This window comes from Bordetella sp. BOR01 (genome assembly GCF_019218885.1).
Taxonomy (GTDB): domain Bacteria; phylum Pseudomonadota; class Gammaproteobacteria; order Burkholderiales; family Burkholderiaceae_B; genus Bordetella_A.
The window spans coordinates 1,044,759-1,058,747 of sequence record NZ_JAHUWT010000002.1; the positions used below are offsets into that span (position 1 = coordinate 1,044,759).

Sequence of the window (13,989 nt, forward strand, 5' to 3'; positions counted from 1 at the left end):
CCTTTGTTGTGTAACCGCGTGCGCGAGGCAGGGCGGCGGAACCAAGTGATAACAGCGGGGAGCCCACGGGCCCGTGTACGGCCTAAATCAGGCGCAATTGTTCGACCGGAACATCGCCAATCAGCATGTGTCCCGGGGCGTGGGTAATGACAATCGGTGGCCTGGCAAGAATGGCCGCGGCCTGGGGGGTTACGCCGCAGCCCCAGAATATCGGCACTTCACCTGGCCGGATTTCGGTGGGCTCGCCTTCGTCGGGGCGATTCACGTCGGCGATGCCTATGGCGGCCGGATCGCCCATGTGCACAGGGGCGCCATGCGCTCCTGGAAGACCGCCGCAAACGTCATAGGCAACTCGGGCCTGTTCGGGCGTATAAGGCCGCATCGAGACCACCATGGGGCCATGGAAGACGCCGACACGCCTGGTCTGGATCGAGCTGTGGAACATCGGCACAATCTTCCCTTCGTCCACATGCCGTACGCGCAGGCCGGCTTGCTCGAGTGCATACTCGAATGACAGGGAGCATCCCAGCACGAAACCCACGAAATCGTCCTGCCACAGCGCGGTGACGTCATCGATCTCTTCCACGAGTTCGCCATCGCGCCATACGCGATAGCGCGGCAGGTCGGTTCTGAGGTCGATATCGTTGCCCAGCATGGGCACCGCGGCCTTGCCGGGTTCGGTCATGCCGATCAAGGGGCAAGGGGTGGGGTTGGCCTGGCAATAGCCGTAGAAATCCTCTGCCCAGCTTTTGGGCAGGATCACCAGGTTGCCCTGGCCATAACCAGGCGCCATGCCGCTGGTATTGCCGTTGAACAGGCCTTGGCGTGCTTGCGCTCGGACGCCGGCGGGCGTGGCTGCCCATTGCGGCAGCCGAATGACATTCTTATGCAAGTCCATGGCTTGCGCCTCCTGTAGATGAAAGGGCCCGGTTTCAAGCCGCGCGCAATGCGTCGCGCAGCAGCCGGGCCTGGCGTATGGCCAGCGCGTGGGCCTGATCCAGGCTCACGCACTGAAAGCGCAGGATCTCGCCCGGCATCATTTGCGCCAGACGGGGAAGGTCGACCGTGATCACGTTGGCGATACGTGGATATCCGCCACTTGTTCCGCGATCCGCCATCAGGATGATGGGATTCCCATCGGACGGGACCTGGATCGTGCCGAACGCAACGGTTTCCGACAGCATCTCGCGCGGCGCGGCCAGCCGCAGCGCCGGTCCCGACAAGCGGTAGCCCATGCGATCGGACTGTGGGGTGATCGCATAGCCGTTTTCCAGCAGACCGCGCTGCGCGGCCTTGGAAAACTGCGACCATTCCCGTCCTTGCATCACGCGCACAGGGGCGTCGCACGCGGGAACGACATCGTCGGGGAAGGCCGGCGCCGCACCATGCGGTGCCAGGACGCCTGGCGTGGCCAGGCCGACGACATCGTTCTTGCGCAGCGGCATTCCTCCTAGCCCCCCGAAGCGCGCCCGGGCGTTTGTGCTGGCGCTATCCATGACCAGGGGCAGGTCGTAGCCGCCATGTACGGCCAGGTAGGCGCGCAAACCCGTCTGGCGGCGGCCGAAGGACAGCGTGGCGCCGGCAGGCACATCCACCGCGCGGTTCATCGGCACCGCCTCGCGATCCAGCGCCGGGCTGAGATCGGCGCCGCTTATGGCAATCGTCGCGGCCGCGTCAAAGACGAGCGTGGGGCCCATCAGGGTGAGCTCGAGCGTGGCCATGCGCGGTGCATTGCCGACCAAGAGATTGGCAATGCGGTGGGCACGCTCGTCCATCGCACCATTCACGGGAACGCCGTAGCGCTGGTAGCCGGTGCGCCCCAGGTCCTGGAAGGTGGAGTACATGCCTGGCTTGATGACCTGGATGCTCATTGCCCGTCCTCCTGTTGCTGTTCGCGTTCGATTGCGGCGAATTCGCTTGCCGTGATCGGCTTGAACCGGATGAGGTCGCCCGCGTTGAGCAGGCAGGGTACGTCGCGATGGGCAGAGAACAGCGTAAGGGGAGTGCGGCCAATCAGGCTCCAGCCGCCGGGCAGCACCGTGGGATAGATGACTGATTGCCGGTTGGCCAGGCCGATCGATCCACGCGGTACCGCTGTGCGCGGCGTCGCCCGTCGCCCGATGGACAGGCGCTGGTCGAACATGCCGATATAAGGGTGGCCCGGGGCAAAGCCCAGCATCAAGACGCTGACGGGCGTGCCGCTATGGATGCCGATCACCTGGTCTGGTGTCAGGCCGCAGGTGCGTGCCACCTCTTCCAGGTCTTCGCCGTATTCGCCGCCGTAGCAGACGGGCAGGACGATCTCGCGGGCAGATGCATTGCCTGCCAGCTGCATGCTGGACATCAGGGCTTCGACCTGCCGCGCCAGGGTATCCCAGGGGCGGGCTTCTGGCTGGTTCACCGCCACGGCCGCCGGATCGTAGTGCACGCCTACCGCGGCCATGGATGGCACGATGTCGCCCACGCCGGGCAACTGCGCATCCAGCAGCAGGCTCGCCAACCGGCAGGCGGCGGCGTTCGACAGCGCGACGTCTGTTTCATCGAACGCCACGACCAGGCAGCGGTCGCCGCAGGGCTGCATGCGCCATGCGGGTACTGCCTTGCGGCTATCATCGGCCGCACTGCTGCAGCCGGCGTTGTTCGCCAGTGTTGTCACAAGTATTCCCCTTTTCCGCCGTTCATCGACGGATTTATTAATACTTACTCCTTGAAGACTGATTCGTCCTGATGTCGCAGTTCAGCGTCTCCGGGGCCAGGATGGTGCAGGCCGCGGCGCCTGCGCACCGTTGGCATGCATGTCGTGCTGCATCATTGGGCGGGCTGCACCGAGAACAAGCGGCCTGCCGGTCTCGCCTTGTCGAGGCTGCCGATGGTATGCAACGTTGCCCAGATCGTCGCCTGGTTCGACGTCACGACGGGCACTTTCAATGATGCTTCGAGCGTTTGTACGCATTCCAGCGATCGCCAGGCGGTGCACGAACAGAACAGCGCCTGCGCATCGCGGTCGAAATGGTCTAGGGCGAACTTCGCAATCTGCGCCGGGTCCTGGTCGTTGATGGCCCGATGACCGTCCGCGGCGGCACGTGCGTCGCCATGTACTGCCTTGACGTCCAGCCCCTGCGCGGCGTAGTACGCGGCGAGTTTCCGGTTGGTCCAGTCCGGGTAGGGGGTCATGACAGAGATGGCATGAACGTCCAGCGCCCGGAACGCCCTTGATACCGCCGTGCTCGTGGTCACGCATGGCACGCCGGTGCGCTGTTCGATGGAATCCCTGACTTGTTCATCCCAGCTTGCCCCGCGATAAAAGCTGCCGGAAGTGCAGGCGTAGGCGATCACGTCTATCCTGGCCGTGGCCAGCAGCGCCGCTTTTTCCTGGAGATCGCGATTCATCAGGTCCAGAGACGCTTCGGTCATGGTGCCATCCGGGATGTACAGGCGTTCGCTATGCACGGTTACCGCGTCGGACAGCAGCCGCTGAAAATCTGCTTCCACCGAGGTGTTGGTCGAAGGAATCAGAATGCCGATACGCTTTGGAACCATGTCTATCTTCTCCGTCCGGTCCTTGCGTCCGTGAACGGTGAACGCTTTGGTACACTTTTGTGCAAGTGCTGTCCCCATCCTATATGGCATGTGCGGCGGGAGGGTAATCAAAATTCTCAAGCGGGCCGTGGTCAATTTCTATCATGAAGATTTCCCTAACCCAGATAGAGACCTTTTACTGGGTTGCTCGCCTGAAGAGCTTCCACGCGGCGTCCCGGCATCTGCATCTGACGCAGCCCACGGTTTCCGCGCGCATACACGAACTGGAAAGCGCATTGGGCTACCGGCTTTTCGAGCGCGATGCGAAAGGCGCGGCCCTGACCCCGAAAGGCGCATCGTTCCTGAACAAGGCCACCCGGCTGCTTGACCTGACCGATGACGTCCTGGCCGACGACGCCACGCCCATGCGCGGCCTGTTGCGGCTGGGCACGAACGAGTCCGCCGCGCTGTCCGGCCTGGCGGCGTTTCTTGCCGGCCTTGGCCAGCGCTATCCGTCGTTGCAAGTCGAGCTGAGCGTCGATGTCGGATCCATACTGCGCGGAAGGTTGTGTGCTGGCGGACTGGATTTCGCCATTTCAACCGATCCCGGGGCGCATCCGCATATCCGCGATGTACTGCTCGGTGAATCCGAAATGATCTGGGTAAGCGCGAAAGGAAAAGCCGGGCCGAAGGCGCCGCTGACCGCGGCCGACATCGCGCGCATGCCGGTGCTGACCGTCCCGGCACCTTCGGCGCTGCATGCGCTCAATATGTCGTGGTTCGCAGGCGCGCGCGTATCGCCTCCGCGCGTCAACTCATGCAACTCGCTGGCGGTCATGCTGCGCCTGGTGATGTCGGGCACGGCAGTGGCCATTCTGCCGCGGGCCATCCTGGGGCGCGAGTTGGCTGACGACAGCATCGACATTCTTGAGGTCGACCGACCGGTGCCGCCACTGGCCATCTATGCCTCGTTCCCGCTTATCGGCGATGTACGGGTATCCGAGAGCATCGCCGACATGGCGCGCGAGGCGCTGATGGATTCGCAATTGATCCAGCGCTGCAACAAGCCGGCCTGACGCGTATCTGCCGCGGGTCAGCCGGCGATCAGCCGCAGCAAGGTGATTTCCGACGGCGCGCCCAGGCGCTTGGGCGGCCCCCAATAGCCAGTGCCCCGGCTGGTGTAGACCCACATGTCCTCGAAGCGGCGCAGGCCGGCGGTGAATGGCTGCTGAAAGCGCACGAAAAGATTCCAGGGCAGGAACTGGCCGCCGTGCGTATGGCCCGACAACTGCAGCCTGTAGCCGGCCGCGGCGGCCGCGCCAGCGCTGCGAGGCTGGTGCGCCAGCAGCAGGCTGATGGCGCCGGCCGGTGCACCGGCCAGCGCAGCCGCGGGGTTGCTGGCTTGCGCGGGGTCGAACGCGCCCGCACTGTAGTCGGTGACTCCGGCTACCACCAGCGGCGTGCCGTCGTGGCGCAGCACGACGTGCTCGTTCATCAATACGTGCAGGCCCATACGGCGAAACTCTGCCACCCAGTGGTCGGCGCCGGAATAGTATTCATGGTTGCCCGTGACCAGGTACGCGCCGTGGCGCGCGGCCAGTTCGCCCAGTGGCTGGGTGTGCGGCGCCAGTTGCGCAACGGGGCCGTCGACCACGTCTCCGGTGATGGCGATCAGGTCGGGCCGCAGGGCATTGACGGCCTGGACGATATGCTGCACATAGCCCCGCTTGATGGTGGGCCCCACATGGATATCGCTGATCTGGGCGATGGTGAATCCGTGCAGCGCGGGCGGCAGGCCGGCAATGGGCACATCGACACGCACTACGCGCGCCAGGCGCCTGGCGTTGAAGGCGCCCAGCAAGGTGGCGCCCAAGGCCAGCACCAGCACCGCGAGCGCGCTGTCGGCCTTGAGCGCGGGCAAGGGCAGCTTGGCAGAGGCCAGCGTGCCCGCCGTCAGCACGGCGGCCAGCACCACATCGCGCAGCAGGGTGAGCACGAAGATGGACGAAAACAGGCCCATGACCACCAGTCCGATACCGGCAACCCAGTCGGCCCAGGGACGCGCGGCAAAGGGGCGGATCACCAGCGACACGGGCATCAGGATGCCGGACAGCACCAGGGCCATCACGCCAACCCATTGCTGGCTGCCGGGCAAGGCCAGGTCGGGGATCAGGCGCAGGCCGACATAGACATGGGCGGCCGCGACAACGGCCATCAGGCGCAGGACAAACGAGAATCTGGACATCGGCGGGGCTTGCGCCGTTGCACGCATTGCAAGGGGCAAGGGCGCAAGGGCGGCGGCAGGATTGAAACAGTGTGCAATATTACGCGCTTGCCGCAGGATGCCGCCATGCCGATTGCCGGGCCCGAATCACACGCGCGCTTCGATCAACATCGGCCCCGCCCGTCCGAACGCCGAGCGCAGCACGTCGGCGAGGGCCCGCGGCGTCTCTACGCGTGCGGCCTCCATGCCCATTCCGCGCGCCATCGACACCCAATCCAGCGCAGGATCGTCGATATCAAGCATGCGGCGGGCATTGCGGCCGGGGTCGCCCGCGCCCACGCGGCGCAGTTCGCCGCGCAAAATCTCGTAAGAGCGATTGGCCAGTATCACGTTCACGACGTCCAGGCCTTCGCGTGCCTGGGTCCACAGGGCTTGCACGGTGTACATGCCGCTGCCGTCGGCTTGCAGGCAGATCACTTTGCGTTCCGGGCAGGCCACCGCGGCGCCCAGCGCCAGCGGCAGGCCGATACCGATGGCGCCGCCCGTCAGCGGCAAGTAGTCGTGGGCCGGAGCGCCGCGCAGGAGACGTTCCAAGTGTTGGCCGGCCGTGATGGATTCATCGCACACGATGGCGTTTTCCGGCATCAGGGCGGCCACGGTGGCCATGACCGCCTCGCTGGTCAACCGTCCGGCGGGCACCGCGGGCCTGTCCAGCTTCTGGAATTCCGGTTGCGCACGGGCGCCTACCCCCAAGGCCGCAGCCAGGGCCTGCAGGGCCGCGGCGGCGGCACCCGCCGGGGCCGCCAGTGTATGGACGATACAGTCTTCGGGCGTGGGCCGGCCGGGCCGGCCCGGATAGGCAAAAAAACATACTGGTGCGCGGGCGCCCACCAGGATCAGCTGCTCGACGCTTTTCAGTGCCGATATCGCGGTGTCCACGCCTTGGGGCAGGCGGGCGAGGGGGACGCGTCCCGCACCCCGCTCGATGCGGCCGGCCTGCGGGTCGGCCATGATGGCCACGCCGGTAGCCTGGGCGATTCGGCCGGCGGTTACCAGGGCTTCGCCGCATAGCGCGCCGTTGCCCAGCAACAGCAGGGTTGGCCGGCCCGAACGAATGGCGCGGACGGCGGCGTCAATCGTGGCGCCGGATGGCATGGCCGCACCGGGCACGGGTAGCGGTTCCGACCGTTGCCCAGTTGTATTCCAGGCGCAATCCGCGGGCAGGACAAGCGTGCTGATGCCATGCTGCGCCTTGGCCTGGGCGATGGCGCAGGCGGTGTCGCGCGCCACGTCATCCGCGCTCTGGATGGTGCGCACCCAGCGCGACACGGACCTGGCCAGGGATTCGATATCGCTGGCCAGCGGGGCGTCGTACGGCCGGTGGTGGGTGGCATGTTCGCCGACGATGTTGACCATCATGGTCCTGGCACGCTTGGCATTGTGCAGGTTGGCCAGGCCATTGGCCAGGCCGGGCCCCATGTGCAACAGCGTGGCGGCCGGCTTGCCCGCCATCCGCGCATAGCCGTCGGCCGCGCCGGTGACGACGCCCTCGAACAAACCCGGCAGGCAGCGCATTTCCGGGCGGCGGTCCAGCGCCGCCACGAAGTGCATTTCCGATGTTCCCGGGTTGGCAAAGCAGGTATCGACACCGTGGTCGAGCAGGGTGGCGCACAGCGCGTCCGCGCCCGTCATGGCGCCGGCAATCTCCGGGCGCGGGGCGGCATGGCGGGAGTGCATGGCATCATTTCTCTAGATGCTGGGTCACATCGGCGCCCAGCGTATCGGCCTGGCCGATCGACGCGCGCATATAGGCCGCGATGGCGCGCGCCGCATCGGTGCCGCGCGATTCCAGGCCGTGCACCGTTCCCAGTTTGTCCGCATCCGCGTAGTGCTGATTCAATTTGAACTTGTGCTCGACTTTCTCCACGTCCAGGGCAAAGCCCAGAATGTGGGGCAGCAGCCGCGCGCGCCGGGCGGGGTTGTAGTTGGACAATTGCCATTGTCGAGGCAGTTCGGCCTCGTTGACGGTAACCAGCTCATCGATGATGGCGCCGGTTTCCTCGGGTGTATCGAGCAGGCGAACCTTGCCCGACACATGCACCACGACATAGTTCCAACTGGGCGCGGCCTCGCATTCCGGGCTGAACCATTGGGCCGATATGTAGGCGTTCGGCCCGTTGAAGACGATGGTGGCGCGGGGATCCCGGGCCAGCGCCTGCCAGTGCGGATTCTGGCGCGCAAAATGGCCGCGCAGGCGCACGATACGCTCGTCCTGTACGTCGACCAGCAAGGGCAGGTGCGAGAACTGCAATTCTCCGTCCAGCACCGAGGCCAGCAGCCCGAACCGCAATTGCTGGGCCAACCGTGTGCCATCTGCCTGCGGCCATGACGCAAACCGCTCTGGAATGAACAGCATAAGTACTCCTGGATTCAGTGGGAAGGAAGTCGCGCGGCCGGATAGTGGCGCGCGGCGAAGGCCGGCGTGATCAGCCCATCGCGGATATCGGCCGCGATCGCTTCGGCGCCGCGCTCGGCCGGGTCGCCCCAGCCGGCCCCACCGCCGACCGTCAGTTCGACGATGTCGCCTTTCTGCAGGGTCATGACGCCCGGGTTGGGCAGGTTCAGGGCTTGTCCGCCGCGTCGCACCACCAGCGATGCGCAGGCGGCGTCTTTCCCGCCGGCCTTGCCGCGCGGCGGGTAGCGGAAATGCTCGGAATAGAAACTCAGCTCGATCCCTTCTTCCAGCACCTCGATGGCGCGGGAAAAGCCCAGGCCGCCGCGGAACCGTCCGGCGCCGGCGGAATCCGGCACCAGCCGGTAATGCAGCATGCGCAATTGATCGTGGATCTGCTCGATGGCCTCGACGGGCGTGTTGCGGCTGGAGCTGAGCAGGCCGGCAAGCGCGTGCGCACCATCGTAGTCGGGTGCTGCGCCATACCCGCCGCCCAGTACATCGGCGTAGATGCGCACGCCGCCGCCGGAGCGCCGCTGCACCAGGTACAGCCCTGTCGTGGAATTGAATCCTTGGGCCGGTACTTTGGGTGGTATGGCCTGCGCCAGCGCATCGTGCACGGCATCCAGCACGCGGTACGACGCCAGAATGCGCGCACGCACCGGACGGCCGGGCTCGGGATTCAGTATGGAGCCCTGTGGCAGCAGGATGGTCAGGGCACGGTTGCAGCCATCGTTGGCCGGGATGTCCTTGTCCGCCAGCACGCTGCGCACCGCGGAAATCGCCGAAGCCAGCGACGACGCCTCGGAACTGTTGAACATGCTTCGGACCTGGGGCGCCGTGCCGGTGAAGTCGAGGGTCATGCCTCCTTGCGCCACACTGACCTTCACCCGCACATACAGTGGCTCATCGCCGTGCACATCATTGTCGATGCATGCCTGTCCCGTCCATGTGCCATCCGGGATTTCGGCAATGGCGGCGCGCATGCGGCGTTCGGCATACGCCAGCGTTTCGGCCATTGCCTCGCGCAGTACGGAAGCTCCTACGCGCGCGGCCAGGTCCTGGACGCGTTCGATGCCGGTCCGGTTGGCCGCCAATTGCGCGTAGAAATCGCCACGCCCCAGTTCCGCTGTGCGCACATTCGAGAACAGCAGGCGCTCTACGGGGCCGCCACGTAGATCGCGCTCGACTTCCAGCAGCAAAGGGGGAATGACCACGCCTTCCTGGATGAGTTCGTTGGCGTCGATATGGATACCCGCGCCCCGGCCGCCGCCGATGTCCAGATGGTGCGCCGTATTGCCGGCCCAGCCTATCATTTCGCCGTCATGAAAGATGGGCTGGAACACGATGATGTCGTTCAGGTGCTGGCCGCCCGCATAGGGATCGTTGAGCAGGATGGCGTGCTGCGGGCCGACGGTAGACAGGTCGAGATTCAATTGCGCGACGGATTTCTTGAACGCCAGGCTCAGTCCGCCATTGTGGATGGGGATCATTTCGGCCTGGGCGACCACGTTTCCGTCGGCGTCCAGCAGCGCGCAAGCGCAATCGCGCGCTTCGCGCACGATCGTGGAAAACGCCGACCGCACCAGCGTGGCGCCCATCTCGTCGGCGATGGCGTGCATGGCGTTGGCAAGAATGGCCAGCGTCGTCGGGTCCGTGGTCATGCTTTCTTCTCCAGTAGCAGGTCGCCGGTCGGCAGGCAGGTGCAGTGCCAGCCGTCGGGCACAAAGACGGTAGAGGTTGCCTCTTCCAGGACGGCCGGGCCTGCGATCGATTCGGCCGGCCGAAGGTCGGTGCGAGGCAGGAACGTGACACCCAGCCGGCGGCCGTCGAGCATGACGGCCTGGATCTCGGGCTTGGCGCCGGACGAAGCGGCCAAAGGCGTCTTCAGCTCGGTGCGGTTGCGCTGGACGACCCGCCCGCGCATGTTCACGACCTGCACCGCAAGCGCTTGCCGCGCGTAGCCATACTGCTGGCGGTGCAACTGTTCAAATGCTTCCCGCAAGCCCTGCGCGGTGCAGTCCGTGCCCTGGCGCCACACCGTCAATTCGAAACCCTGCCCGGCGTAGCGCAGATCCAGGCCCATCTCGATCTCATAACTGCCCGCGGGAATTTCCAACGCCGCGGCGTGTTCTTCGCATATCTGCTGCATTTGCTGCCGTGCCTTGGTGTCGAACGACGCGTCGGTCAGGGGTTCTACCCTGGCCTTGACGACATCGACGATCAAGTCGGCCACCAGCAGGCCGAATGCGCTGCCGATGCCGGGCGCCCATGGCACGAGCACCCGACGCATGCCGACCTGGTCGGCCACCATGGCGCCGTGCACCGGCCCGCCGCCGCCATACGCCACCAGCGTGAAGTCGCGCGGATCGATGCCACGCGCGGTGGACACCAGGCGCACCGCGGCCGCCATATTGCTGTTGACCATGCGCAGCACGGCATCGGCCGCACCGTGCACATCATCCGGCAGGTTCAGCGACTGCAGCGCCTGGCGCGCCAGGTCGGTGCGCAGCGCCATCCGCCCGCCGAAGAATCGTTGCGGACGCAGGATGCCGGCGATCACCTGCGCGTCGGTGACGGTAGGCAGCATGCCGCCACGGTCGTAGCAAGCCGGCCCCGGCACGGCGCCCGCACTGGCGGGGCCGACATTCAGGAAGCCGCCCTGGTCGACCGAGGCAATGCTGCCGCCGCCCGCGCCGACCGTGGCCATATCCACCGCGGTGGTGCGAATCGGCAGGTCATCGACGAAGAGTTCGGGAACGATCCGTGCCTGCAGTCCCGGGGCCACCGCCACGTCTGTGCTGGTGCCTCCCATGTCCAGCGTAATGATGTCGCGCAGATCATTGCGCTGGGCGTACCAGATCGCCGCGCGCACGCCTGCGGCAGGCCCCGACAGCAGCATGCGCACCGCATTGGCGGCTGCCGCCGACGCCGGCATGATGCCGCCGTTCGATTGCATGAGGCGCAACGCGCCGCGATAGCCGTCGTCGCGCAGGCCAGCTTCCAGCTTGTCGACGTAGCCCTTGACGACCGGGCCGACGTAGGCGTTCACGGCGGTGGTGACGGTGCGCTCGTACTCGCGGAATTCCGGCGACACCTGATGGCTGGCCGAGACATGAACATGCGGTGCACGCTCGTGAATCAAGGCGGCCAGCCGGCGTTCATGCGCCGGGTTGCGGTAGGCGTTCAGCAGGCAGATGGCAATGGAGTCGGCGCCGTCGTCGATCAGCGCCTGCACTTCCCGCCAGGCCGCGTCTTCGTCCAGCGGTTGCAGCACGCTTCCGTCCGCGCCGATGCGTTCAGGAATCTCGCGCACCAGGCGGCGGGGAATCGGTACGCGCGGCTTGTGGTAGAACGCGGTGTAGATATTGCCCACCCGGTCGTGCGTGCCGATCTCGATGATGTCGCGGAAACCCGTGGTGGCCAGCAGCCCCGTGCATGCGCCGCGGCGCGTCAGCAGCGCATTGGTGGCCACGGTCGAGCCATGGGCAAACTCCGATATCCTGGGCAGCGTCACGTCCGCGGCGCGAACCGCGTCAATCACTGCCTGGTGAATCGCCGAAGGCGTGGACGGTACTTTGCCGGTAACGACGGTTCCGTCTTTTTGCAGCCAGACAAGATCGGTGAAGGTTCCTCCGATCTCTACGCCAACTTTCATGGTGTTCCCTTGGTGGATAGCTCGTTGATGGAAAGCGTTGAATCAGGGCGCGGCCAGCAACCCGGCCTTGGCGATGCGCTCGTGCTCCAGCGCGTAATGCTGGACCAGCAGCTTGCCGAAATCTTCGCCGTCCAGGTACTGCACGGCTTGTCCGGCACGTTCCAGTGCCTGGCGGTGACTTGGGCTGAACAACGCCTGCTTGAAGGCGTCGTGCAGCGTCCTGACCACCGATGGATCCATGCCCGCGGGGCCGACGATGCCGTTGGGACTGCTGGCGGGAATCTGGTAGCCCAGGTCATACAAGGTGGGCACATCGGGCCAGCGGGCCAGGCGTTCATCCGAAAACAGGGCTAGCCAGCGCGCTTTGCCGCCATCGACCAGTTCTCCCATGCCTGTCCCGCCCGCATGGGCGTCGATATGGCCGCCCAGCAAGGCATTGGTCGCTTCGGCGTCGCCCTTGTAGGGAATGTGATTGAACTGCACGCCTTCCTGCTCCGCGACCTGGACCAGCGCCAGATGCTGCGCGGTGGCCGCGCCGTTGCTGCCATAGCTGACGCCGCCGGGATTCTTGCGAGCCGCTTCCACGAAGTCCTTGAACGTGCGGAACGGCGAGTCTTTCCTGACCATGAGGCCTACATTGAAGGCGCTGATGGCGATGATCGGTGTGATGTCCTTGCGTGCGTCGTAGGGCGTCTTCTGCATGAGCTGCATGCGCAGCACGGCCGAATGCACGATAGTCAGGCGATAGCCGTCGGGCGGTGTGTTGAGCATCGCCATGACGCCCAGCGTGGCGCTGGCGCCCGGCCGGTTTTCGATGACCACGGGCTGGCCCAGATAGGGTTCGGTGGCGGTGGCAAGGACGCGATAGGTCACGTCCGCGGTGCCGCCGGCCGGGAACGGAACCAGCAGCGTCACCGGGCGTCGGGGAAACCCGTCGGCCGCGTGTGCCCGGTAGGGCAGGCTTGCCAGGGAAACACCACAGGCTGCAAGAAATCGTCGTCTCGAGGGAAGATTCGTCATGGCCGGGTCGGTAGGAAGGGGCACGGCGGCAAGTGCGTTGTGAGCCCTTAGGGCACTCGCGGCGCTGCCGTCATGGCGCGATGAAGGAGAAGGCTGCCGACGACTTTACCGGCACCGCTACTCATCTGTACAATCGAAATAAAAAATCAATTAACCTGGTTTTTAGATAAATAGTGTGAAGATATCCAGCCGCGACCTCGAGGTATTCCTTGCGTTGGCCGAAGAAAAAAACTTCACGCGCGCGGCGGCGCGCTGCTGCCTGTCGCAATCGGCGTACAGCGCGCGCATCGCGGCCATCGAGCAGGCCCTGGGTGCGCGCCTGTTCGACCGCACCACCCGTTCGGTCGAATTGACGTCCGAGGGCACCCTGTTCATGGAGTCCGCGCGGCGCCTGTACACCGAGTTCTCCGAGGTTGTCGAGAATTTCCGCGATCATGCCGCCCGCCGGAAAGGCCGGGTAGCGGTGGCGGCGCTGCCTTCGTTGGTGGCGTCGTGGCTGCCCCGGGTCATGGCCAAATACCGGGACGCCTATCCCGGTATCGAGATGACCGTGATCGACACCTTGTCAGAGGCTTGCGTTGCACTGCTGCGATCCGGAGACGTGGATTTCGCCATCACCTCGGGGGTCAGCGAGACCGACGATCTGGAAACTCAGCATTTGTGCACGGACCAGTTCTTCCTGGTGTGCCGCAACAATCATCCCCTGGCGGGCGTCGAATGCGCCAGCGGACACGATGTGGCGGCTTATCCCATTGTTCACATCGCCCGGCACAGCAGCGTCAGGCACTACCTGGATATCGTCCTGCATCCGGCCAATCCGCTGGCGGGCACGATCGAGGTGCAGCACTATGCCAGCGTGGCGGGCCTGGTGCAGGCAGGCATGGGAATCACCGTCGTGCCCGCGCTGACGCTGTTCCATTTCCGGCGGCCCGGGCTGGTGATGCGGCCCATGAACGTACCGGGCCTGGCCCGCCAGATCCATCTTGTGCGCCGCCGCGGGCGCAGCCTGTCTCCGGCAGCGCGAGCGCTGTACGAGCATGCCATCGCCGGGCGCGCCGCGCTCGAGAATATCTCGGCGGGCAACCTGCCGTAGCTGCGCATCGCCTGGCACCGGCG

At 65.7% G+C, this 13,989-nt stretch carries 12 protein-coding genes; 2 read left to right on the plus strand and 10 right to left on the minus strand.

Translation table 11 applies throughout. From position 1 onward, the window contains the following. Nucleotides 1-82: 82 nt before the first annotated feature. The 4 genes from KW845_RS12690 to KW845_RS12705 all read right to left on the minus strand — a co-directional run bounded on the left by KW845_RS12690 (nucleotide 83) and on the right by KW845_RS12705 (nucleotide 3,540). Nucleotides 83-898 (minus strand): putative hydro-lyase, encoded by an 816-nt coding sequence (locus KW845_RS12690; protein WP_218369573.1) that lies wholly within the window; start codon nucleotides 896-898, stop codon nucleotides 83-85. Between the two features lie 34 nt (nucleotides 899-932). After that, entirely contained in the window at nucleotides 933-1,871 is a 939-nt protein-coding gene (locus tag KW845_RS12695; protein ID WP_218369574.1) for a biotin-dependent carboxyltransferase family protein, read from the minus strand. Further along, nucleotides 1,868-2,581: a 5-oxoprolinase subunit PxpB gene (gene pxpB / locus KW845_RS12700; RefSeq protein ID WP_218370018.1), complete on the minus strand. Its 714-nt coding sequence runs from the start codon at nucleotides 2,579-2,581 to the stop codon at nucleotides 1,868-1,870. The genes KW845_RS12695 and pxpB overlap by 4 nt, the downstream gene beginning before the upstream one ends. 227 nt (nucleotides 2,582-2,808) lie before the next feature. Then, nucleotides 2,809-3,540 (minus strand): aspartate/glutamate racemase family protein, encoded by a 732-nt coding sequence (locus KW845_RS12705; protein WP_218369575.1) that lies wholly within the window; start codon nucleotides 3,538-3,540, stop codon nucleotides 2,809-2,811. A 143-nt stretch (nucleotides 3,541-3,683) separates the two neighbouring features. On the opposite strand from KW845_RS12705, the gene KW845_RS12710 reads away from it, so the two are divergent. Further along, on the plus strand, nucleotides 3,684-4,595 hold the full coding sequence (locus KW845_RS12710) for a LysR family transcriptional regulator (RefSeq protein ID WP_218369576.1): 912 nt from the start codon (nucleotides 3,684-3,686) through the stop codon (nucleotides 4,593-4,595). Nucleotides 4,596-4,612: 17 nt separating this feature from the next. On the opposite strand, the gene KW845_RS12715 is transcribed toward KW845_RS12710, so the two are convergent. From KW845_RS12715 to KW845_RS12740, 6 genes are all read right to left on the minus strand, one after another. After that, nucleotides 4,613-5,764 carry a metallophosphoesterase gene (locus KW845_RS12715; protein WP_218369577.1) on the minus strand — a complete coding sequence of 384 codons (1,152 nt, stop codon included), beginning with the start codon at nucleotides 5,762-5,764 and terminating at the stop codon, nucleotides 4,613-4,615. 126 nt (nucleotides 5,765-5,890) lie between these two features. After that, entirely contained in the window at nucleotides 5,891-7,435 is a 1,545-nt protein-coding gene (locus KW845_RS12720) for an acetolactate synthase large subunit (protein ID WP_218370019.1), read from the minus strand. Nucleotides 7,436-7,484: 49 nt separating this feature from the next. Continuing rightward, entirely contained in the window at nucleotides 7,485-8,159 is a 675-nt protein-coding gene (locus KW845_RS12725) for an FMN-binding negative transcriptional regulator (RefSeq protein ID WP_218369578.1), read from the minus strand. Nucleotides 8,160-8,173: 14 nt separating this feature from the next. Beyond that, on the minus strand, nucleotides 8,174-9,859 hold the full coding sequence (locus tag KW845_RS12730; RefSeq protein ID WP_218369579.1) for a hydantoinase B/oxoprolinase family protein: 1,686 nt from the start codon (nucleotides 9,857-9,859) through the stop codon (nucleotides 8,174-8,176). After that, complete coding sequence (locus KW845_RS12735) at nucleotides 9,856-11,853, minus strand: hydantoinase/oxoprolinase family protein (protein ID WP_218369580.1); 1,998 nt, start codon at nucleotides 11,851-11,853, stop codon at nucleotides 9,856-9,858. The genes KW845_RS12730 and KW845_RS12735 overlap by 4 nt, the downstream gene beginning before the upstream one ends. 42 nt (nucleotides 11,854-11,895) lie before the next feature. Beyond that, nucleotides 11,896-12,873: a tripartite tricarboxylate transporter substrate binding protein gene (locus KW845_RS12740; protein WP_218369581.1), complete on the minus strand. Its 978-nt coding sequence runs from the start codon at nucleotides 12,871-12,873 to the stop codon at nucleotides 11,896-11,898. Nucleotides 12,874-13,048: 175 nt separating this feature from the next. On the opposite strand from KW845_RS12740, the gene KW845_RS12745 reads away from it, so the two are divergent. Then, on the plus strand, nucleotides 13,049-13,966 hold the full coding sequence (locus tag KW845_RS12745) for a LysR family transcriptional regulator (protein WP_370628205.1): 918 nt from the start codon (nucleotides 13,049-13,051) through the stop codon (nucleotides 13,964-13,966). Nucleotides 13,967-13,989 lie beyond the last annotated feature (23 nt).